General features: G+C 36.3%; 17 protein-coding genes. 9 read left to right on the top strand and 8 right to left on the bottom strand.

Annotation, left to right across the window (positions count from 1 at the left end; genetic code table 11):
- Positions 1 to 265 precede the first annotated feature (265 nt).
- Genes EDF66_RS22000 through EDF66_RS21990 form a run of 3 tightly spaced genes read left to right on the top strand, consistent with a single transcriptional unit; the run spans position 266 to position 3,830 of the window.
- On the top strand, positions 266 to 1,423 hold the full coding sequence (locus EDF66_RS22000) for a homogentisate 1,2-dioxygenase (RefSeq protein WP_132845093.1): 1,158 nt from the start codon (positions 266 to 268) through the stop codon (positions 1,421 to 1,423).
- A gap of 25 nt (positions 1,424 to 1,448) precedes the next feature.
- Entirely contained in the window at positions 1,449 to 2,576 is a 1,128-nt protein-coding gene (hppD, locus tag EDF66_RS21995; protein WP_132845091.1) for a 4-hydroxyphenylpyruvate dioxygenase, read from the top strand.
- 18 nt (positions 2,577 to 2,594) lie between these two features.
- On the top strand, positions 2,595 to 3,830 hold the full coding sequence (locus EDF66_RS21990) for a Glu/Leu/Phe/Val dehydrogenase dimerization domain-containing protein (RefSeq protein ID WP_243656115.1): 1,236 nt from the start codon (positions 2,595 to 2,597) through the stop codon (positions 3,828 to 3,830).
- A 78-nt stretch (positions 3,831 to 3,908) separates the two neighbouring features.
- Here the strand turns inward: EDF66_RS21990 and EDF66_RS21985 are convergent, their stop codons facing one another.
- The 3 genes from EDF66_RS21985 to EDF66_RS21975 form a co-directional block, all read right to left on the bottom strand.
- Positions 3,909 to 4,580 carry a hypothetical protein gene (locus EDF66_RS21985; RefSeq protein WP_132845089.1) on the bottom strand — a complete coding sequence of 224 codons (672 nt, stop codon included), beginning with the start codon at positions 4,578 to 4,580 and terminating at the stop codon, positions 3,909 to 3,911.
- Complete coding sequence (locus EDF66_RS21980; protein WP_231576874.1) at positions 4,570 to 5,097, bottom strand: RNA polymerase sigma factor; 528 nt, start codon at positions 5,095 to 5,097, stop codon at positions 4,570 to 4,572. The genes EDF66_RS21985 and EDF66_RS21980 overlap by 11 nt, the downstream gene beginning before the upstream one ends.
- A gap of 760 nt (positions 5,098 to 5,857) precedes the next feature.
- Positions 5,858 to 7,384 carry an NYN domain-containing protein gene (locus EDF66_RS21975; protein WP_132845088.1) on the bottom strand — a complete coding sequence of 509 codons (1,527 nt, stop codon included), beginning with the start codon at positions 7,382 to 7,384 and terminating at the stop codon, positions 5,858 to 5,860.
- 356 nt (positions 7,385 to 7,740) lie between these two features.
- Here EDF66_RS21975 and EDF66_RS21970 point away from each other — a divergent pair, with 356 nt between their 5' ends.
- Both EDF66_RS21970 and EDF66_RS21965 read left to right on the top strand, forming a co-directional pair.
- A complete protein-coding gene (locus EDF66_RS21970; RefSeq protein ID WP_132845086.1) occupies positions 7,741 to 8,724 on the top strand; it encodes a lipoate--protein ligase in 984 nt (327 codons plus the stop codon).
- Positions 8,725 to 9,001: 277 nt separating this feature from the next.
- Positions 9,002 to 10,126, top strand: coding sequence for a lipid II:glycine glycyltransferase FemX (locus tag EDF66_RS21965; RefSeq protein WP_132845084.1), 1,125 nt, complete (start codon positions 9,002 to 9,004; stop codon positions 10,124 to 10,126).
- A 78-nt stretch (positions 10,127 to 10,204) separates the two neighbouring features.
- On the opposite strand, the gene EDF66_RS21960 is transcribed toward EDF66_RS21965, so the two are convergent.
- A complete protein-coding gene (locus tag EDF66_RS21960) occupies positions 10,205 to 11,605 on the bottom strand; it encodes a family 10 glycosylhydrolase (RefSeq protein ID WP_207898725.1) in 1,401 nt (466 codons plus the stop codon).
- A gap of 647 nt (positions 11,606 to 12,252) precedes the next feature.
- Here EDF66_RS21960 and EDF66_RS21955 point away from each other — a divergent pair.
- Positions 12,253 to 14,274: a recombinase gene (locus tag EDF66_RS21955; protein ID WP_132845083.1), complete on the top strand. Its 2,022-nt coding sequence runs from the start codon at positions 12,253 to 12,255 to the stop codon at positions 14,272 to 14,274.
- Between the two features lie 20 nt (positions 14,275 to 14,294).
- Here EDF66_RS21955 and EDF66_RS21950 read toward each other — a convergent pair whose 3' ends face one another.
- The 4 genes from EDF66_RS21950 to EDF66_RS21935 all read right to left on the bottom strand — a co-directional run bounded on the left by EDF66_RS21950 (position 14,295) and on the right by EDF66_RS21935 (position 18,755).
- A complete protein-coding gene (locus EDF66_RS21950; RefSeq protein ID WP_132845081.1) occupies positions 14,295 to 15,377 on the bottom strand; it encodes a hypothetical protein in 1,083 nt (360 codons plus the stop codon).
- 58 nt (positions 15,378 to 15,435) lie between these two features.
- Positions 15,436 to 16,650 carry a trans-sulfuration enzyme family protein gene (locus tag EDF66_RS21945; RefSeq protein WP_132845079.1) on the bottom strand — a complete coding sequence of 405 codons (1,215 nt, stop codon included), beginning with the start codon at positions 16,648 to 16,650 and terminating at the stop codon, positions 15,436 to 15,438.
- A 41-nt stretch (positions 16,651 to 16,691) separates the two neighbouring features.
- On the bottom strand, positions 16,692 to 17,060 hold the full coding sequence (locus EDF66_RS21940) for a DUF488 domain-containing protein (protein WP_132845077.1): 369 nt from the start codon (positions 17,058 to 17,060) through the stop codon (positions 16,692 to 16,694).
- 480 nt (positions 17,061 to 17,540) lie between these two features.
- Positions 17,541 to 18,755 (bottom strand): DUF763 domain-containing protein, encoded by a 1,215-nt coding sequence (locus tag EDF66_RS21935; protein WP_132845075.1) that lies wholly within the window; start codon positions 18,753 to 18,755, stop codon positions 17,541 to 17,543.
- Positions 18,756 to 18,918: 163 nt separating this feature from the next.
- On the opposite strand from EDF66_RS21935, the gene EDF66_RS21930 reads away from it, so the two are divergent.
- The 3 genes from EDF66_RS21930 to EDF66_RS21920 all read left to right on the top strand — a co-directional run bounded on the left by EDF66_RS21930 (position 18,919) and on the right by EDF66_RS21920 (position 22,138).
- The gene (locus EDF66_RS21930) at positions 18,919 to 20,034 is read left to right on the top strand and encodes an acyltransferase family protein (RefSeq protein ID WP_132845074.1); all 1,116 of its coding nucleotides are present in this window, start codon (positions 18,919 to 18,921) and stop codon (positions 20,032 to 20,034) included.
- A gap of 157 nt (positions 20,035 to 20,191) precedes the next feature.
- Positions 20,192 to 21,670: an ATP-binding protein gene (locus EDF66_RS21925; RefSeq protein ID WP_132845072.1), complete on the top strand. Its 1,479-nt coding sequence runs from the start codon at positions 20,192 to 20,194 to the stop codon at positions 21,668 to 21,670.
- Between the two features lie 102 nt (positions 21,671 to 21,772).
- Positions 21,773 to 22,138 (top strand): response regulator, encoded by a 366-nt coding sequence (locus tag EDF66_RS21920; RefSeq protein WP_021188089.1) that lies wholly within the window; start codon positions 21,773 to 21,775, stop codon positions 22,136 to 22,138.
- Positions 22,139 to 22,156 lie beyond the last annotated feature (18 nt).

Genomic DNA, 22,156 nt, shown 5'->3' with positions numbered 1-22,156 from the left:
GGGTTAACTTTCTTTGTTTTTTATGAATTATTAAAAATTAAAATATTATATTTGATATAAACAAAAATCCAATTATGAACACCAGCAGACTCACATATGTAAGAGTCATTTTCGGAATGAGTGCTTTCTTGAAGGCCTTGATCGCTGCTGTGGTGTTTGCGCAGTATTAAATTTTTCCTCTTTTCTTATTTATCTGTGCTTGTGTCATTCGTTTGATCCATGCTTCACTATATATATCATTTCACTTTTTAAAACTTATTTACTTATGCCAATTTATCATCAATTGGGGAAAGTTCCTTCTAAAAGGCATACCGTATTTCGGAAACCTAATGGTGCTTTGTATTCCGAAGAACTGGTTTCTACACACGGATTCTCAAGCACATATTCGTTGGTTTATCACTGTCATCCGCCAACATTAGTTAAACAGATTGGAGAACCCTATGATGTGTCTCCTAAAATAGCACGGCGAAAGCATTTGAAACACACAAGTCTAAAAGGATTTGCTATAAAGTCGAAAGACGATTATCTGGAAAGTCGGGTACCGGTTCTGGTCAATGATGATTTGCATATATCCTTAGCTGCTCCTAGACAATCTATGACGGATTATTTTTATAAAAATAGTCAAGCAGATGAAATTATTTTTATTCATCAGGGATCAGGTGTCGTTAAAACAGGTTATGGTCAGATTCCATTTTCATATGGCGACTATGTTGTTATTCCTCGCGGTGTGATTTATCAGATTCATTTTGATCAATCTGAGAATCGATTATTTATTGTCGAATCCTTTTCGCCGATCCGAACGCCAAAGCGCTATCGAAATGAATTTGGTCAATTGATGGAACATGCGCCATTTTATGAACGCGATATTAGAAAACCGTCACAATTAGAGACTAATGATTCATTAGGTGACTTTGAAGTGAAAATTAAAAAACAGGGATTAATATATCCGTATATATATGGTAGTCATCCTTTTGATTTCATTGGCTGGGATGGTTATCAATATCCTTGGGCGTTTTCAATCCATGATTTTATGCCTATTACGGGGAAATTGCATCAACCGCCACCGGTACATCAGACCTTTGAAACCGACAGTTTTGTTGTTTGCAGTTTCTGTCCACGTCTATATGATTATCATCCGGACTCGATTCCAGCTCCTTATAGCCACAGCAATGTGGATTCCGACGAGGTTCTATATTATGTAGATGGCGATTTTATGAGCCGTAAAAGTGTAGAGCGTGGTCAAATTACGCTACATCCTGGAGGAATTCCTCACGGTCCGCATCCTGGAACAGTGGAGAAAAGTATCGGTCAGAAACAGACCGATGAATTAGCGGTTATGATCGACCCTTTTAGACCATTAATGCTGACAGAAGAAGCTTTGGAAATTGAAGATCAAGAATATTTTAAATCCTGGTTGAGTTAATAATAAATTATAAAAGAAATCTAAAATGAAACAGACTTTTGCTGAAAAAATAGCTTTGGCGCAAGATTTTTTGCCCATTAACGGTACTGACTATATTGAATTTTATGTGGGCAATGCGAAGCAGGCCGCACATTTTTACAAGACGGCTTTTGGATTTCAGTCCGAAGCATATGCAGGTCCAGAAACGGGGGTACGGGACCGTGCATCCTATGTTTTAAGACAAGGTAAGATTCGTCTGGTGTTGACTACCGCATTACGATCAGACCACCTCATTTCAGAACATGTTAAAAAGCATGGTGATGGTGTTAAGATTCTTGCCCTCTGGGTAGATGATGCTACAAAAGCTTTTGAAGAAACAACTAAGCGAGGTGCTCAAGTGTATCAGGAGCCACAGGTATTATCTGATGAATATGGTGAGGCAGTTACCTCGGGTATATATACTTACGGTGAAACGGTCCATCTGTTTGTAGAACGTAAAAATTATAACGGTGTATTTTTACCAGGTTATCAAGTATGGGAAAGTGATTATCAGCCAGAAGAAGTAGGCTTGCTATATATTGACCATTGTGTGGGGAATGTCGGTTGGAACAAGATGAATGAAACGGTCGAGTGGTATCAGCAGGTTATGGGCTTCGTTAATGTACTTTCTTTTGATGATAAGCAGATCAATACCGAATATTCTGCATTGATGAGCAAAGTGATGAGTAATGGCAATGGATATGTGAAATTTCCGATTAATGAGCCTGCAGAGGGACAAAAGAAATCGCAGATTGAAGAGTATCTGGAGTTTTATGAAGGTGAAGGTGTACAGCATGCCGCATTAGCGACGAAAGATATTGTCAAAACAGTAAAAGAGCTGAAAGCGCGAGGTGTTGAATTCTTAGGAGCGCCACCAGAAGCGTATTATGATATGTTACCCGATCGTGTCGGTCAAATTGATGAAGAAATAAAAATTATTCAAGACCTCGGAATACTTGTTGATCGTGATGATGAAGGTTATCTCTTACAGATTTTTACTAAGCCAGTAGAAGATCGACCAACTTTGTTTTTTGAAATCATACAACGTAAAGGTGCTCAGAGTTTTGGTGCTGGAAATTTTAAAGCTTTGTTTGAAGCAATAGAACGTGAACAGGCAAAGCGAGGAAATTTATAATCATAGATTAGCGAGAATATGGAAAACATGAAAGATCTGCTGCAGGCGTTTGAGCGTAAAAGACCTGAGATTGTATTTGAATGGAAAGATACGGAAACAGAGGCTGAAGGCTGGGTCGTTATCAATTCTTTGCGTGGAGGTGCCGCAGGAGGAGGGACACGCATGAGAAAGGGGTTAGATAAAAATGAAGTTGAATCATTGGCTAAAACCATGGAGGTTAAATTTACAGTTTCTGGACCTCCAATCGGTGGGGCTAAATCTGGAATTAACTTTGATCCTTCCGATCCACGAAAAAAAGGAGTACTTGATAGATGGTTTAAGGTGGTCACTCCGTTACTTAAAAATTACTATGGTACAGGCGGTGATCTGAATGTCGATGAAATTCATGATGTTATTCCTTTGACAGAACAGTATGGCCTTTGGCACCCGCAAGAGGGGGTATTGAATGGACATTTTAATGTGCGTGAAAATGAACGAATTCATCAGATAGGGCAGTTGCGGTACGGTGTTTCTAAAGTTTTGGAAGACCCGCAGTATAGTCCGGACATGAAGCGCAAATACAAAATTGCTGACATGATTACTGGTTATGGTGTGGCAGAAGCTGTTAAACACTTTTACAGATGTTACGATACCGATTGTATTGGTAAAAGTGCAATTATACAGGGATGGGGGAATGTAGCGGCGGCGGCTGCATTTTATTTAAGCAAATTAGGGGTTAAGATTGTAGGCATTATTGACCGTGCAGGAGGTTTAACAAATCCGTTGGGCTTTACAGAAGACGAGATCACTGCACTATTTTTAAATCGTAAAGGAAATGAACTAGCAAGCCCAAATTTGTTATCTTTTGAAGAAGTCAATAGCCAGATCTGGCGTATGGGTGCATCTATTTTTATTCCGGCAGCTGCTTCTCGTTTGGTTTCAAAAGAACAGGTAAGCGAATTAGTCACACACGGATTGGAGCTGATTGCTTCTGGAGCGAATGTTCCCTTTTCAGATCGGGAAATATTTTATGGGCCGGTCATGGAATATGCCGATTCTCAAGTCTCTGTCATTCCAGATTTTATAGCAAATTGTGGTATGGCTCGGGTGTTTGCCTATCTGATGCAACCCAATGTAGAAATTTCTGATGATGCGTTATTTTCGGATGTATCTCGTGTTATCGGGCAAGCTATAGATCGGATTAGAGCAATATCAGAATCCAAAATACATCTGTCTTCAAAAGCATATGAAATTGCACTTAAACAATTGGTGTAATCGAGATGTCAACATATAATGGAAAAAGCATTTGCCGTTCAGCAAATGCTTTTTTCTGTAATTGATTTTTGATATGGTTTATTGCCTACCGTCTTTTTGTATATTTTCATTCGAATTATTTATACTAAACTCATTCTCTTTTAGTTCTTCTTCTTTAAGTTCATCCAATATTTTTTTCAACTGCAGGAGATAAGGACTATAAAAATATCTTGTCCATGTAAGGACTATTAATATCGTAATGATACTTACAGTTAAAGTTAATATGGTAAAAGAAATTACGGATTGATCCGGGTCGGTAAATTCTGTAAACTGCAATCGCATACTGTATCTATACATACCTAGGGTAACTAATGCTATTGGGAGCAGGAGAAAACTAAAGGCATGATAGCGCTCAATATTAATTTTAAGCTCATAGTATATTTCCAATAAACTATCCTTTGTATCGGCTGTATAATGATTGATCTTATTATAGAATAATCGGAAAAGGTTTAAATAATATGCTGATATCGCTAATGATAGTGCGTAGAAAGCATAATATAGAACATATAGGGATGGATCTATATTCAGCAGTTTTGGGATAAAAGCCACAAATAGGATACAGAAAGATTGCAGATAAAATTCGCTTTTCATTTTCCGCTTTAGTTTATCTAAAGGATGCTTAGCCTGCCCGAGCTGTTTTATTTTTGATGGAATACGCACATCATTTGTGCTTTCGGAATTCCATGCCGTTTTTAATTCATCAAGATTCATAATTTGTTTTTTTTATGATTTGTTGTAATTTTTCTTTCGTTCTATTCAATTTTACACGTACATTTCCTTCACTTAAACCGAGCTGTATACCTGTCTCTCGATGCGATAGTCCTTCCATAAAGTAAAAGATCAAAGCTTTTTCCACCGCATTTAGTTCCTGTACCGCCTGGTAAAAAATCTCCAGCTGTCTATCTTTTTCAGGATTGTAATCTTCATTTTCAGGCTCTTTTATATTGTCGTAAGTATACACATCACTTCTTCGTTTTTCTTTTTTAAAATAGGAAATGGCTGTGTTAATAGCCACCCGGTACATCCAGGACGAAAAGGCACTCTCTCCTTTAAAGTTCTGATAGGATCTCCACAATTGTATGATGATTTCTTGTTGCAAATCTTCCCGATCTTCCGAACTGTCCATGTACAATCGAGCGACCTTATGCAAGATGCCTTTGTGAACCTCTACTAGGTTTAAAAATGTTTTTTCGATTAAAGAGTCTGCCTGCATATTATGCTTTTGCAAATGTTTTAATTAGTAATGCCTTATTTCTTTTCATAAACCTATTGCTTAGGGATATGTTCCTTTCTGTTTGTTTGGTAGTAAGTACAGGGTCTTGTTGTTTCGTTACACTTTTTTTTGCTAAATTAAATCAAGGCTTCTGGGCTGTTGTTAAAATGTGAATGACCATCACTGATCAGGCTATCGGATAGCTGTTCTAAAAATAGGATTTTATCCGGATGAATTTACAAGTGCACATAGCCTAACTGAATTACGATTGCCATAAATTTCCTACGTCATGTATTTGTCCTGTTTTACGCATGGATTAATGCTATTGGTAATCCATTAGGTATTTGCTTGTTCCGGAAGTTAGCTCATAACTTTTTCTATTGCCCTATACATACTGTGTACTTTTAAGTTCACTTCGGTTTTGGAAATCATTTATGCATGGCTTATTTATATACTATAACAATAAAACTATGATATTGATTTTTAATATTTCGTTAAGTAATTTGTTAATTACCCTAAATTAAAATTGTATTAAGCTTTTAATTTATTAGATTAAAAGATGTTTAATTAAGGATTAGAGGAGTATTTGAGAATATTCTGAACCTGAGCATATAGGTTTAAAAATGAAAATGCCTCAGGTTGGGAGCCTTAGGCATTTTCTAACCAATTATTAATCTAAATTATGAATAAAAGTTATTTCAAATGTTGTGCCAAAAGATAAACTAGTTATTATTAATTGTGTTACATTAACAATATTACATGATTTATAGTAATTTTAGTTACTTTCTTTAATCACTTTCTCTAATTGATAAGAGTTTTCGCCTAATTTTGTAACTTTAATGGATATTCCCGCTTCAAGTTCCAACTCTTGTGCGGCAGTAGTTCCCAGACTGAGCACATGTGAACGATCCCTTCTATATGAAAAGGAACACTCATATTCATTATCAATAAGAATTCGGATTTTTTTTGTCTTATTTGGGAACAATTGTTTTAGATCCTTCGTTATCCTAATCTGATTTTTAGTAACATCTTCTGCAGTGATCTGATTTCCTTTAGAGGGAAGGATTGCCGTTTCTAAATTTATTGTTGTATTTTTTACTGTTGAAGGTGTTCCATCAGTTGTTTGAGTAGCTTCTGAAGTATTATTGTCTGCATTACCTTGATTAGTTACAGAAATTTCAGCTTTTTCAGTGTGAGCTTGCCCTTTCCCTTGTTTCTGATTATTGGTCGCACTTTTGGATTTCGCAGAACTTGATTTTGTATTTTCTTGTTTTTGATTTCCGGAGATATTTTCTGCTTGATCAGGGGGATTCTGCGTATTCACAGTCTTTCCTTGATGACTAGATACACTTTCTGTTTTGGTGGAATTTGGTGTATTTACCACTTTATTTTGCCCCGGATTGTTTTGCTTTCCTTGATTATGTCCTTTATGTCCTGTTTGCGCGGAACTGGAGTGAGACTGTGTCGTTTTTAATTGATTAGGAGTAGGATGCTCCGCTTTCGGGACGGCAGGAGTAGCCGGTGTGACTTTATTGATGATATTTCTAATGTAGTAATTCTTTATTCTTGATTTTTCAGTATTCCGTTCTTCAATCTCAAAATCTTCTTTATAAGCCTTGAAAAGATGCGATATTTTTTCATATCCATAATTACGGGCATCAAAATCAGGTTTTCTTTTATTAAATAAACTACCAATTTCCCCTAAAAATGCCCATCCGCTTTCATCAGCCGTATCATCTACAGTGTCTTTTAATAGTTCGAGCGTCTCTTCATCCAATGCTGATATTTTGTTCCGTTCAATTGGTGATGGCGTCGGACTGGTATTATTGTTTTTCTTTTTTACCGCCTTTTTTGAAACTTCTTTCTCAAGAATTTCCACATAAATAAACTTATCACATGAAGATATGAACGGTTTTGGTGTTTTTCTTTCTCCTATGCCAATGACAAGTTTTCCTGATTCACGTAGTCTAGTTGCTAAACGTGTGAAATCACTGTCACTTGAAACAATGCAAAATCCATCTACCCGATCCGAGTGTAGGATATCCATGGCATCTATGATCAAAGCCGAATCGGTCGAGTTTTTGCCCTGTGTATAACTGTATTGCTGAATAGGTGTTATAGCATGAGTCAAAAGACTATCTTTCCAGTTTTCAACATAAGGACTAGTCCAGTCTCCATAAATACGCTTGATAGTAGGGATCCCATATCGTTTTACTTCATTCAATATCTCTTCTATCTTTTTATAGGAGATATTATCAGCATCAATTAAGATCGCTATTTTTTTTTCTGTTTCTTCTGGCATCCCTTATTTCTTTAATATGCACGATCTATTATTTTGCAATAAAATTCTAATCATTTATTTCTCTTATGTAATCTGAACGAAGTATAGTTGATAAAAAAAGCAGCGTAATACACTTCGTGGAAAAGTATTTAACGTTATTTTAATAGCTCTTCTCTTGTAAATATAATGGTTTCATTTAATATTTTTCTTAATCCATGTTCCGCTTTTTTCAATTATTGAAGCTATTTCATTGTTAGAGATTAAAACTGTTTATTTATGAAGGTATTATTGACCAGACTTGATCCTGTATAAAGCACCGAAGGCCCGGCATCGTCTTTCTGTCAAAAACTTATTATTTTTGTTAAAATTTCAATCTTATGTTGATTATCGATTCACCTTCTAATAATGCTTATTTTAATATAGCATCGGAAGAATACTTATTATATAAATACGCAAAAGAAGCTATTTTCCTTCTGTATATTAATGCACCTTCAATTATCATAGGCAAATTTCAAAATACATTAGCTGAAATTAACTTGGATTATGTTCAAGCTCAAGGAATAAAGGTCGTTCGAAGGATGTCAGGGGGAGGAGCGGTTTATCATGATCTTGGAAATCTGAATTTTTCTTTTCACATCTTGTTGGGCGAAAATGATTTTATGGATTTCTCGACATTTACTCAGCCCGTCGTATCGTTGTTAAATAGTATGAACATACCTGCAAAATTGGAAGGGAGAAATGATCTGTTGATTGAAGGGAGGAAATTTAGTGGAAATGCCAAACTTGCAAAAAATGGAAAAATGATCCAACATGGTACGTTATTGATTAGTTCACAGATGGAGGTACTGGGCGATGCACTAAAAGTTAATCCTTTGAAGTTTATAGATAAAGCTGTCAAGTCCAATCGTGCACGTGTAATTAATCTGAATGAGTACCTACCACAAGATATGACAGTCTCAGCTTTCAAGCAATTGTTGATTGAGGAGATGAGGAAGAATAATCCTGAAGCTAAGATTTATAAACTAACGGATGAAGATATTCTGGGGATCGAAAAATTGGTAGCAGAAAAGTACAGTACCTGGGAATGGAATTTTGGCTTTTCTCCAAATTACAATTTTAAGAAAGCAATAAAGATACCTGCTGGATTTATTGAAATACATTTAGATGTCCATAAAGGGTATATTGAAAAGGCGAAGATATTTGGAGATTTTTTTGCATCAAAACCAATTGAGGAGCTGGAGAATATATTGATCGGACAAAAACATGAGGCTGTCCACCTTGCACAATTACTGGAAAAGCATGATGTAACGGCTTACTTCGGTAAAGTTAATATTGCAGAATTAATGGAATTGTTCAAATAACTCTGGGTTATTTCAGTAGTACTCTTCGCTCGTTATTGAATTTTTAAGACAATTTGAAGAGTGCTCATAATTTTTAAGTCTTACTTTATCCTTGTTCTTATTTGAAGTCAGCGAGAAGATCTTGCATCTTTGATAATTATGCTTCATTTTAACAAGTCCCTGACAAATGGACTTGCCGTCTTTAATCTTTATGGTTATGTTTGTCGTTTTGGGCATTGAAATTTGAAAACGGAAGTTTCAAATTTCAATGCCCATTGATTTAATATTAAAAAACGTCATGATTGCCGAAATAGAAGACAAAGAAATTAAGCAGATTTATCAAACATCAATCATTCAGCAAACGGCCTATTGGTCTGAAGTAAAAAGGTTACAGGGTGTAACTTCAAAAGCATTTAATTTTAAAACTAAGATAGCAGATCTTTATATCGATTCCGAAGACAGTGCCTATTTTATAGGAGATCTATTGATTTTGATTCAGGCTATCGATCAGGAGCACAGTATTGCCTACGTTCCCTATGGACCAGAGATCGAACCATCGGTTGAAAATCAAGGCTATTTCTTGGAGCAATTGTCCGAGAGTTTAAGATCTTGTTTACCTAAAAACTGCATTATGATTCGTTATGATTTATCTTGGGAATCACATTGGGCAAAAGACGATGACTGTTATGATATCAATGGCAACTGGTTAGGAGTTCCGGATAAAAAAATTCAGGAAATCCGTTTTAATTTTAATACCAATAATTGGAACTTAAGAAAAGCCAATACCGATATCTTACCTTCAAATACCATTTTTATGGATTTGAGAAAAGATGAAGATAGCTTATTAGGTGCAATGAAGGCCAAAACGCGTTATAATGTCCATTTAGCAAAGCGAAAAGGAGTCAACATTCGCTCTCTTGGTATGGATAGTTTAGCGATTTGGTATGACCTGTATAAACAGACTGCAGTGCGGAATAATTTCTTTTTACATGATATCAGCTATTTTAGAATTGTACTTTCTGCTCGTGCTAATGATACCCTTTCACCGGCAGATGTTCATTTATTAGTTGCTGAGGTCGAGGGCAAACCGTTAGCAGCCATGTTTTTAGTCGTGTCAGCAAATAGGGGGACATATCTTTACGGAGCATCAGCCACAGAAAATAGAAATTATATGGCAACCTATGCATTGCAATGGCGTGCTATGCAAATCGCAAAAGAAAAAGGCTGTACTGAATATGATTTTTTTGGAGTTGCTCCGCAGGCAGATGAGTCACATCCGATGTATGGATTGTACCGATTTAAAACGGGTTTTGGTGGTGAAATCTTTCATCGTATGGGCTGTTGGGATTATCCACTGGATAATGAGAAATATAAATATTATACTTCTATGGAATTCAAGAACCAGAGTTACCACTTGAGTTAAATTAAAAAGGGTTGATCATAGCGATGATCAACCCTTTTCGATATTGAAATATGTTCCGATTTCTTGGATGAGTAAATTTTACACGGTTTCTTTTACTGCGTCTACATTCCAGCCTGATAGGATACCTCCATAAAAATAAAAAGTGACGTGGAATTTTTTATTACTGATTTTATCAGACACCAAATAACGTTCTGTAACATCATAGGAAGCTACTTTTTTGAAACTTGATAATTTTACCGCAGGAAGGCTGGTTGCAGTTTCTGAACCAGATACCATCTTTTGGATTTTAGCTGTGATCAAATTCATAATACCTTCTTTTTTGAAAGGATCTTTTTCAACCTTATTCGTCCCAACAAGAGGCATTATTCCATTGTTAGCCGCTTTTTTTGCTTTTGCCTGTGCAGTATAATTTTTAAATTTTTCTTTGACTTTAGGATCACGGATGCTGTTTACCGTAAAAATTGCAATTCCCTGTGCACCATGATTTAAAGCTTCGTCCATCTCTGTAAACATAGAGTCGCTATTACTAGCCATCAGCCCACAATATAAGCTGGTCATTTTATTTTTATCTCTTGCATTTTCAATTGTACAGTCTCTGACGAAACTAGCATCTTCCGTGTAGAAATTACTATATACCATTGGGAATACCATATCCAGATTCCACTTTCCCCAATCTTGTCTTACCATACGGGATGCCATTTTAGGGGTTGGAAATGGCGATGCTGCCATAATTTTTCCACTAGCATGTACAACGTCTGCGATCATATTAGCCACATCTGTAATCTGATCACAACGGAATTGTCTCCATTTAAGATCACTGGAAGGATCTTTTTGTGTTCTAGGATCATAGCCATATTGATCCTTAAATTTTTGGATTGCGACGGGATGATAACCATAATCCCAGGCCGCATATTCGCGATCTTGAACAATATTATATTTTGGCCAAAGTGTAGTTGGGAGCACAACATCTACATAGCGGTGATAATCGATCGATATACCATCTAAGCCCTCTACAGCACAGTATGATTCAATTTTCTTTTTAATATAGTCTTTGACTTCAGGTAAGACTGGAGATAAAAATTTATAATAACCGACGTATGCTGTTGTATCTGCCAGGCTTTTTCCGTTACGGTTTACACTGAACCATTCCGGATGTTCCTTTAATATCTTCTCGCGATCATGTTCTAGATTCATGGTCCATAACCAAGCCACAACTTTAATCCCATACTTATGGGCGATCGGGATAGCAACTCTGTAATCGTCGGGTGATGGTGCATTGAGCATCACTCCGTCAATACCTAGATATTGCATTTCACGGCATAAGGAATCAAAATTGCTTGTAGGTCTGTAATCCAACCAAGTCCAGAACATAGGCTGACCATCCTTTTCGGCCGCTTTGGTTTCAGAAGCGGTAAATAGAAATAGCCCAAAGAAAAAAAGAATGTAAAAACGCATGCGTGACAAATGAAGGTGATTCATAATTTATAGCTTTATTGAAACACGGTTTTGGTTATGTTTCGATTTATACTGTTTAAGCTGCAATATAAATATTTTTCATCAAATTGGACTAAATGGTTATAGCTTTTGGTTCGTTTTAATCATTAATTAGACAAAGTGATTTTTATTGTTTGATCTAGCAAAAATTAAGGATAGCGTTAAATTTCTAAAAGAAAACGTTACATGGTGTACTAAAAAACGCCTGAAGCGGGGAACTCCAGGCGTTTTAACTAACCAATTATTAACCTAAATTATGAATACATACTAAACGCATTTAGTATGCCGATTAATATAATTGATCATGAATTTTAACAGATTTTAACTATTTTCCTCACAATTTGATCATTTGTGTCGTATATTTAAGCAATGAGGTCAGTTGAGAGAACTCGTAATATGATGATGAGGAACATGTCAGTTCTCTGTACGCAATGATAAAGTGGCATTATCATTGAAGAAATGTAAAAAATGAAAAGTATACGAATTATTACGATGCCTTTAGGTTTTACCATTTTAGAAATTTCCAATAGTACAAGAGAAATTTTTAACAGCCATATGCCTGCTGTATTTTATAATGTAAATAGCATCAGCATACTCTAATTTTATTATTACGCAATTTCAAGCTGTTCTACATGAGAGAAAAAGTAAATGCCAGTCAAGAGATAAAACAACTTTTTGAAAGATTCGAGGCTCAACTTAGTGATCCAGCCTACATCGAGCTGGACTTCTTGGCTGCATTAATAGATATCTTTAGACCAAAGCGACGATCGTTATATTACCAGGTCGATATTGCGCCATTATTGATTTATTTAGAAGCTTCACCTGACTTCAGGTTCAGTTTTTCTTCTTATGTGCGTCGAGTTATTGATCATAAAGATTTTGATCAATTAATTTCAGATACCGGAATTATCAGTTATGCCGATTTTAGGTATGAGATCAAAAAGAGAATAACGGAGAAATATCTTCCTTCACAACCTCCTAAATCAACATTGCAATATGTGTTAAATCAGCTTTTCTATCATTCGCAAGATGCAGATTGGGTTGCCGTCATTCCCAATGATCAGTTGCAACAACTCTATCTGATATGTGATTTCAATTCATTATACGAGAGCGATGTCAACTTCGAAATCAAGGAGATTCTCTATGGTCTTGAAGTATTGGTTCAACGTATTACAGGTAGGGCAATGGAAACAGATGTCAACAAGATGGTTCCTGAATTTCAAAATTTTGATAGTCCATTTATTGCCATCATGCGTGAGTTTAGCGAACTTAACGATCGTTTTTTAGCGGGTAACTTGCATTTTATGACCTCGGATGATCTTGCTTATAAACAAATCCTGGTTTTGCATAAGCAATGTGAAAATTATATTGATACCGCCTTTGCAAACTCTCATCGTTTTGGCATCTCAATTAAGGTCAATCAATCTTTATTAAGGATCCGGCAACAATTGGAAAGAATTAAAGCCATCATTTCTTTTTTGGTTATTGATAAAGAGCAGGAAAAGGTTGATAAAAGTATTGCTTTTGCTCAGACGTTGATCGGTTACAATTGCCGTAAGAGTAATATTCGCAAACTTGTTGGACAGAGTACACAATTATTGGCTTACGAAATTACGCACCATACCGCACAGACCGGAGAGCATTATATTACCTCCAGTAAGAAAGAATATTGGAACATGTTTCGCTCGGCCTGTGGTGGCGGCATCATTGTAGGCGTTATGTGTATCCTGAAATTGTTTTTAGGTAAAGTAGAGACAAGCGAATTTGGACATGCTTTACTTTATAGTATAAATTATGCGATCGGATTTACAGCTATTTATCTATTTGGAGCAACCTTGGCGACAAAGCAACCCGCAATGACTGCTTCTGCTTTAGTTGCTGCAATTGAGAATGGTGCATCAGGACAAGATGATACCAGACATAGATACTGGAATTTTGCGGTATTTTTTGCAAGATTGTTCCGTTCACAATTCATTGCATTTGTAGGCAATGTGATAATGGCTTTTCCCGTAAGTCTTGTTTTAATATGGGGTATACAGGAACTTTTCCATTATAATGCGGCAGCAGGGAAATGGATGACCTTGGTCAATGATCTTAATCCGACCGAAACTCCTATGATCTTGCATGCTTGTATAGCAGGTGTTTTTTTGTTTTTGTCAGGAATTATTGCCGGTAGTATCTCTAACCGTGATAAACACAATTCAGTGTATTATCGAATCGAGGAACAACCGGTGTTAAAGAAAGTATTCGGTAAGGAGAAAACTGCAAAAGTTGCCCGTTTTTATGAAAAGAAATGGGCAGGGATCGTTTCTAATATCTGGTTCGGGGTTTTTATGGGAACAACAGCTTCAGTCGGTATGTTTTTAGGTCTTAATTTAGATATTAGGCATATTACTTTTGCGAGCGGAAATTTAGCTTTAGGATTATTTGGGAATAACATGTCGCTGACTACTGATATGTGGATCTGGGGCATTTTAGGTATAGGGCTTATTGGTTTTTTTAATTTTGCTGTTAGTTTTTCACTATCGTTGACGCTCGCATTTCGATCCCGTAATTTATCCTTTGGAGAATTGATTAAAATGGCAAAAGCAGTCTGGATTTATTTTAAAATTAGTCCGAGGTCATTTTTCTTTCCACCTCAAGATAAATCGTAATATAGGTCTGCATATGTAAGCTATTTTAACTGACCTTTTCTGATGGTGACACATAAAAGTTGATACCCTTCATCTGTTCTTAAGAATTCAAGATGATCCTGAACCATATCCTTTTTGTTCTTATGGGAAATAATGATAGACATGGTCGGATATTGCCAATCTTTTGATTCACCACAATTATTAAAATATTTCTGAAATTCTGGGGTATCGAACATAAAGGGATTTAAGCCATCTGCCGAAATGAAATAATCCGTATCTGAGTTTGTAATTTCCATCAGTTTATTTTTAATAAGATCAAAATTATGTTCGATAAACACGATTTTATCCGATGTTTCCCAAGCAATGGACGTTTCCCAAGTAACTTTTGGATAAGTTGCCGTTAATAGTTTTGACTTTGTTAAATCAACCAGTAAGTCTGTCTTTAACCAATTTTCAAATTCTTTCTGAAAATTAATAAAGGAATAATGTAAACCGTCATTTCCGACAAAAGAAATTCGAGCGGGATCATCTAAAAGCTCTTTTGTTTTTTGAAGAGAGAAAAAATTTAGAGTTGGTTGGTATTTAAAATCTGCAATTATAACGTTATTACTTGTATCTAAAAGTACTTCTTCACCACCAACCCAAGTTATTAAGCTGTCTATTCCGACGCGTTTTTTTGTAGCTCCTTTTAAAGCAACCAGAAGACCATTATGAACGCGGGTCAAGCCACTGTACATGGCGGGAATGACGATATCGCCATTCCGGTTGAAAAGACCTGTTAAATAAGTTTGTGGATCTCTAAATCGGATAAATCCTTCACTTTCACAATCGGCGCCATTGTCGATGATATGCAGGCTATCGTGACCAATTTTACGGCCTGATTTTGTTAGATAGAATGAATTCCATTGACCATTATTTTTTTCAGTAGCAGCTAAGATATCATCAAAACGATTTGCTCTTGTGACACCTTCAAATTTAGGTTTGATTTTCACATAGCTAAGTCCATCTTTAAAACCAATAAGAGTACTGTCTTGATTGTAAAATGCATACCATGGGTCGCTTTGTTGCGCAAACAGATTACAGTATGTAAATACTAAAAACAAAGACAGTGTGAAATATCTCATAGGACTAAAAATAAAAATCTAATAAAAAGGTTCTGATGTAAATTCTGATCTGCTCAGTTTATTGCAAAGCTTGTTCGAGGTCTGCAATTAAATCTTCGATGGACTCCAGACCAACACTGATGCGGATAAGACCATCCGTGATACCGGTTTTCAGTCTGATTTCCCGAGGAATACCAGCGTGCGACATTGAGGCCGGATGCGAGACCAAAGTATCTACAGTGCCGATTGAAACAGCTCGTGTACATATCTGTAGCTTATTGACAAAATCAATTGATTTTTCATATCCACCTTTTAGCTCAATACTCATGACAGATCCCGCATGTCGCATCTGCTTCTTGCTAATTTCAAAATCTGGGTGGCTCGGTAGACCGTTATAATGTACGTTAGCAATCTCCGGATGATTATTCAGAAAATAGGCTACATCCATGGCATTTCGGCAATGCTGTTCCATTCTTAATGGTAACGTTTTTATTCCCTGCAAAACTAAAAATGCATCAAATGGATTACTGTTTACACCCAGTAATTTATGTGTCTGGTGCACGTAAGTCTGCATGGCATTTAGATCACGGCCAATCAGGACACCACCGATTGCACTACCGTGTCCATTTAAAAACTTTGTAGTGGAATGAAAAATAAAATCCACCTGATATTTAAATGGCTGTTGTAAATAAGGCGTTGCAAAAGTGTTGTCTACAGAAACTAGCTTCTGATATTTTTTTGAAATCTGAACAACACGTTCAATATTGATGCATTGCATCGTTGGATTAGCGGGGGACTCAAAATGAACAAGCTTAATTTCGGGATTTGCTTTCAAAAGTGCTTCCAGTTCAGTAACATCTGTCATATCCGAAAAATAGGTTTTGATCCCAAATTTAGGAAGCATTTTCGTGATAAATTCATGAGTGCCACCATAAAGAGAAGGCGTAGCCAATAGTGCATCTCCGGCATTTAAGCAAGAAATAAATAAGGTAGCCATCGCCGCCTGTCCACTTGAGGTTAACAGCGCCCTGGCGCGCATTGGCGTTCCGTCTTCATTTAAGATCTTCCAAGTTTCAAGATCGGCTATAGCTTGAGCTGTGGCATCAGTAGTTGGGTTTCCAAACCTGGAGTAAATATAACCAGAATCTTCACCGGAGAATCTTCGCATACCCTGTTCGGCACTGTCAAAAGTAAAAGTGGAACTGGCATATATGGGTGCTAAATGAGAATGGTGACCATCAGTATGCAATTGATGTATGGCAAGTGTTCCAAAATCGATGCTTTTTTTATTCATTGGGTGTAGGTTTTAGGTTTATGATGAGTTTATTATTAAAATTACTTTCGGGAATTGTAGCAAAATATCAGATATTCCTGCAATACAAGCGCATGCGTGTGCTCTTTATCCTTAGCAGCATAAAGTAATGTTATGATGGGATGCTCTTCCCATTTATCCAGATAAGAAATTAACTGTTCATTATTTAGGAGTTCGTTTTTGTACTGGATTTTAAAGATTTCCCATCGTTCCGGAACATGAGCATAGGCGAGCCGGGTTGCGGTAGAAGGTGCAATCTCAGTAGCCCATTCGTCAATATGAGCTTTTTCTATAGTAAGACCTCTTGGCCATAGTCTATCCACCAAAACTCGATAACCGTCATGACTATCGGTTTCTTCATAGATACGTTTAATACTTATATCTGGTCGCATAGTTTAAATTTAGTGATAAATCCTGATAGCAAATCTATTTATGCATAATTAATATAAGTACAAACCGCTTATTTATTTCATTGGTAAAGGAATCAATATGGAAAAGGACATCGACTATTAATAGATTGCAGTCGATGTCACACTTTATGAAGCATGTTAAAAAGTAATTTGTATACCTATTTCAGTAATTGTGGTAAGTCGCAAACGATTATACATGCGATATTTGTTTTAGACCGAATATCATGACATGATCGTATTGAAATTTACCTTGAACACGATGGTAAAATGATATAAAATGATGTGAAGGAGCAGAAGTAGAAAATGACACGTAATTAGTTGTTATTACTTTGGTCAATTTATGTTTAGTTAGCTCCGAAACCCCATTTCGGAGCTTTTTATTTCCATCTTTATTGATAGGAAATCTGATTCGTTTTTAGCGAGAATGGATGAAGCTTGTTGGAAATTAAGTGCAGTATCAGTTTAAAAAAGAGATAGTTGAATGCCTGGTTTATTTGGGTCGGGTTTCTGGGCTTTTCCCATGACAGTTCTACCTTCATATTTCCAGGAATCTCGTCGTTCCTGCTCAATGATTTCTTGAATATCAAACTGAGGGTTGAAATTCGCCTCAGCCTGAAGAACAATCTGATGCAGTTTATTGATCGTACGTAATTTATCAGACTGTCCCAATTTTGATTTTTCTATTCCTTTTCTTAAAACAGCAATACTATTGTCATATATTGTTATTGGCACGGGAAAAGGGTGGCCATCTTTACCACCATGTGCAAATGAAAAACGGGCCGGATCTTGAAAACGGGCCGGACCACCGTGTATAACCTCACTGACCAAAGCTAGGGACTGCATGGTGCGGGGGCCTACACCTTTTAAAAGCAACAGTTCTTCAAAATTGTCGGTCTGTAGTTCACGAGTTACATATAATAAGGCGCCAAGCCTTTTAAGATCAACATCAGAAGATTGGATATCGTGTCTTGTAGGCATGATCAAATGTGCAAATTCTTGTATTGTTTTTGCAGGATCTGTTTTTGCAATGGCGAGAATTCCCTGTCTATTGGAAGAAGCGCCCGAAGCTGTTAGGTTTAATATTCGCCCCTGTGATATACCGTTAATACCGGTATGCGGTTCATCGATGAAAGATTTTAATTGTTCCGAATGCCAATGGTAACGCCTAGCAGTCCCATCATGATCATGCATTCCCTGTTGGACAACTGTCCAATTTCCTTTATCGGACACAATGAAATTGTGCAGGTACAATTGGTATCCATCTTGTATTGCGGTGTTGTCCACTTTTGCAGTCAATTTGCTCGCACGCACTAATTCCTGTCCTGCTAGACCAGCATGATCGGCTACCCGCAATAGCTCCATTGGGGTTTCTTTGGATAACTTACCTTTTCCGCCACAAATGTATAGACCTAAAGATGTGGAATTTGGATTGATGGCTCGTTTTAAAGCACCCATTACCGATGTGGTGATACCGGAAGAATGCCAGTCCATACCGAGTACAGCGCCAAAACTTTGAAACCAAAATGGATCGGACAAACGACGAAGTACTTCATCTTTACCATATTCCGTTAAAATTGCCTCTACTATAGAAAGTCCCAAAGCCGACATACGTTCATAAAGCCAAGCAGGCACTTTTCCATAGTGAAGCGGTAAATCGGCTGTCCCGGAACGTTTCATGTTGTTTTTGCTAATATTATTAGTGTAAATGTAGTAAATAAAAATTACAGTTCATTTTTTTATATCTTGATTTACCAGGTAAAATGGCTATAGCAACAGTTGTTTATTCGTCTTCATTGTATATATTCGCTTAGAAAACAACACTCCTAAACTAAACTTAATTATGCAAGACCAAAAATCACAGCGACTGGAGTCACTGGATATTCTACGGGGATTTGACTTATTTTTATTGGTTGCTTTACAACCTGTGCTAGTCGCGATCGGTCAGGTATGGGACAATTCTTATTATCATGCCTTTTTGTATCAATTTGATCATGAAGTTTGGGAAGGTTTCCGATTATGGGATTTGATTATGCCTTTGTTTTTATTTATGACCGGTGTTACTGTTCCTTTTTCTCTTGACAGTAAGATCGGGCAACCTGTTGGACCGATATATAGGCATATTTTTAGACGTTTTGCTATTCTTTGGCTCCTAGGGATGATTATACAGGGAAATCTACTGAGTTTTGATTGGCATTATTTCAAACTTTATTCCAATACATTGCAGGCCATAGCTGTGGGATATTTATTCACTTCATTAGCTTACTTTAATTTGCCGATACGAAAAGTAATTACTTTGAGTGTCTGTTTATTGATTATATATGCTATCCCATTTGTACTGGACGGCAATTATAGCCCGCAAGAAAATTTTGCAATTCGTGTGGATAAAAAAATATTAGGTTCCTGGATGGATGGAGTGTACTGGGATCAGGGCATTTGGGATTTTTCAGACACCTATGATTACTCTTGGATATGGAGCAGTTTGACCTTTACAGTTACCGTGATGATGGGCTGTTTTGCAGGTAAAATCATTAAAGAAAATACACGTATTAATCCCAATAGAGTTTTTCGTGATTTGATCGCTATCGGTTTTATATGTTTATTGTTAGGAGTATTATTGCATTTTCAAATGCCTATTATTAAACGTATCTGGACCAGTAGTATGACCTTGTTTTCAGGTGGAATCTGCTTTATTCTGATGGCTATATTTTATTATGTGATTGATGTTAAAAAGGTGGTTAAGCCCTTTAGATGGTTAAAAATATATGGCATGAATTCTATTGTTGCTTATTTTATTGGTGAATTTGTTAACTTCAGATCAGTAGTTCATTCTTTGACATTTGGTTTAGAGAACCAGTGGCCGGAACTTGCTCCAATCATATTAACTACCGGAAATTTTTATATCGTATTTCTGATTTTATACCTGTTGTATAAAAATAAGTATTTCGTGAAGGTTTAAAATGTGATTTATATCTTTTTCGCTAACCTAGTAGATGGCAACTATTTGGATTGATTTTTGATTTTACTATCGTGGAGGATTATATAAACTTACGGCACACAAACAGTTTATTTAATACCTAAAATAAAAAACAGTCAAATAGTAGAAGAACTAAATTATGATTTTAATTGTTGATGATAAACCAGAGAATATCTATTCCTTGCAACAACTGTTAGAGTCTAGAGGTTTTAGTGTAGATACCGCTTTTTCAGGAGACGAAGCATTGAGAAAGACGTTTAAGAATCGATATGCGCTTATCATTCTTGATGTAAAGATGCCCGATATGGATGGATTTGAAGTGGCTGATCACTTGGCAAAGTATAGCAAAACCAAAGATATTCCGATTATATTTTTATCAGCAGCTAATCGTGACAAGAGATTTATAGAACAGGGATATAAATCTGGCGGTATTGACTATGTGACCAAACCAGTTGATATGGATATATTACTGCTCAAAGTAAAAAATTTTTATCGACTATATGAACAGACTTTGGTTCTTAATGCCGTGCAAGAAGATTTAAAGGCCGAAATTGAACGCCGTAAAAAAGCCCAATATTCGTTAGCCGCCAAAGCCAATCATTTACGTTTGATATTAGAAGCTCTTCCACAGATAGCATTTACGGTAACACCGGATGGGAGGATTGATTTTGTTAATCGTAACTGGTTTACTTTTTCTAGGACGCAAAATGATTTTCCAGAATGTCATCCAAATGATCCAGCTATTCTGGTAACTTTAAGATCACACATTCAAAAAGGAACTGCTCTGGAAATGGAGGTTCGAATAAAACCTCTAGATGCACAACTTTACCGTTATCATCTTTTAAGAATTGTACCTATTGAAGAGGATCAATTCATTACCCATTGGGTTGGTACTTTTACAGATATTGATGATCAAAAACAGCTTTCACAAAAGAAAGATGAATTTTTAAGTATTGCATCGCATGAGTTAAAAACACCACTTACAAGCATGCGTGGTTATGTGCAACTTCTGAATCGTTCTTTAAAAGACGAGCCATATTCAAAAGCATATAAATATATGAACCGGGTTGAAGGACAATTAAATAAACTAAGTACTTTGGTTGCAGACCTGCTCGATATTTCAAAAATTGATAATGGTAAATTATACGTCGATCACCAATTTTTTGATTTAGATGCTGTGATTGATACAGTGGTCGATACGATGCATCAGACTCAGGAAAAGAGAATATTAAATATTGAACGCACAGGTGAAAAATTGGAAATCCCGATTTTTGGAGACGAGATGCGTATAGAACAAGTTTTGATCAATTTTATGAGCAATGCAATTAAGTATGGACCAGATTCTGACCATATTATAATTCATACGGAAAAGGATGATAAGGAAGTGAAAGTCAGTGTGCAAGATTTTGGTATTGGTGTTCCGCCTCAAAATCAAGCGCCAATATTTGATAAATTTTATAGGGTAGAGGAGACTTCGGTACGCTTTCAGGGATTGGGATTGGGTTTGTATATCTGTGCAGAAATTATCCGTCAACATGAGGGACAATATGGTATGACGAGTAAAGCAGGTGAAGGTACCACATTTTATTTTACACTTCCTTTAAGAGTAGTACACTAAAATTACCAGAGTTTCCAAAAATGTGAGAAACCTCAGTATCACCCTTGATGAAAAAGAACATACTACAAAAAAAATTAGCACGAACAGTTTAAAGATAGAGCCATGGATAATAGAAAGAAGATTTTAATATTTGAAGATGATGTTTCCATTTTAGAAATTGTGACCATTATTTTAGAAGATGCGGGATATCATATTGCCATATCTGAGACCTCTCACGATATTATTGAGAAGGTTGCTGAACTGACACCCGATTTGATTTTGATGGACAATTGGATTCCGGATATTGGAGGGAAAGAAGCAACAAAACTATTGAAACAACATCCTTTATTTCAACATATACCCGTTATTTACGTTACAGCAAATAGTGATATCGCGTCTCTTGCAGCAGATGCAGGTGCAGATGATTATCTTGCTAAGCCATTTGATTTAGAAGATCTTGAAAATATTGTTGCTAAATATCTGGAGTAGCATTTGAATTACTTAGAA

Source organism: Sphingobacterium sp. JUb20, assembly GCF_004342035.1.
Classification (GTDB): domain Bacteria; phylum Bacteroidota; class Bacteroidia; order Sphingobacteriales; family Sphingobacteriaceae; genus Sphingobacterium; species Sphingobacterium anhuiense.
Note: the sequence above shows the minus strand (reverse complement) of the source record. Positions and strands in the feature narration are given on the sequence as shown.

Coding starts and splice junctions, on each gene's coding strand:
- EDF66_RS22000 (WP_132845093.1), top strand. CDS start 266: ATGCCAATTTATCATCAATTGGGGAAAGTTCCTTCTAAAAGGCATACC.
- hppD (WP_132845091.1), top strand. CDS start 1,449: ATGAAACAGACTTTTGCTGAAAAAATAGCTTTGGCGCAAGATTTTTTG.
- EDF66_RS21990 (WP_243656115.1), top strand. CDS start 2,595: ATGGAAAACATGAAAGATCTGCTGCAGGCGTTTGAGCGTAAAAGACCT.
- EDF66_RS21985 (WP_132845089.1), bottom strand. CDS start 4,580: ATGAATCTTGATGAATTAAAAACGGCATGGAATTCCGAAAGCACAAAT.
- EDF66_RS21975 (WP_132845088.1), bottom strand. CDS start 7,384: ATGCCAGAAGAAACAGAAAAAAAAATAGCGATCTTAATTGATGCTGAT.
- EDF66_RS21970 (WP_132845086.1), top strand. CDS start 7,741: ATGTTGATTATCGATTCACCTTCTAATAATGCTTATTTTAATATAGCA.
- EDF66_RS21965 (WP_132845084.1), top strand. CDS start 9,002: ATGATTGCCGAAATAGAAGACAAAGAAATTAAGCAGATTTATCAAACA.
- EDF66_RS21960 (WP_207898725.1), bottom strand. CDS start 11,605: ATGAATCACCTTCATTTGTCACGCATGCGTTTTTACATTCTTTTTTTC.
- EDF66_RS21955 (WP_132845083.1), top strand. CDS start 12,253: ATGAGAGAAAAAGTAAATGCCAGTCAAGAGATAAAACAACTTTTTGAA.
- EDF66_RS21950 (WP_132845081.1), bottom strand. CDS start 15,377: ATGAGATATTTCACACTGTCTTTGTTTTTAGTATTTACATACTGTAAT.
- EDF66_RS21945 (WP_132845079.1), bottom strand. CDS start 16,650: ATGAATAAAAAAAGCATCGATTTTGGAACACTTGCCATACATCAATTG.
- EDF66_RS21940 (WP_132845077.1), bottom strand. CDS start 17,060: ATGCGACCAGATATAAGTATTAAACGTATCTATGAAGAAACCGATAGT.
- EDF66_RS21935 (WP_132845075.1), bottom strand. CDS start 18,755: ATGAAACGTTCCGGGACAGCCGATTTACCGCTTCACTATGGAAAAGTG.
- EDF66_RS21930 (WP_132845074.1), top strand. CDS start 18,919: ATGCAAGACCAAAAATCACAGCGACTGGAGTCACTGGATATTCTACGG.
- EDF66_RS21925 (WP_132845072.1), top strand. CDS start 20,192: ATGATTTTAATTGTTGATGATAAACCAGAGAATATCTATTCCTTGCAA.
- EDF66_RS21920 (WP_021188089.1), top strand. CDS start 21,773: ATGGATAATAGAAAGAAGATTTTAATATTTGAAGATGATGTTTCCATT.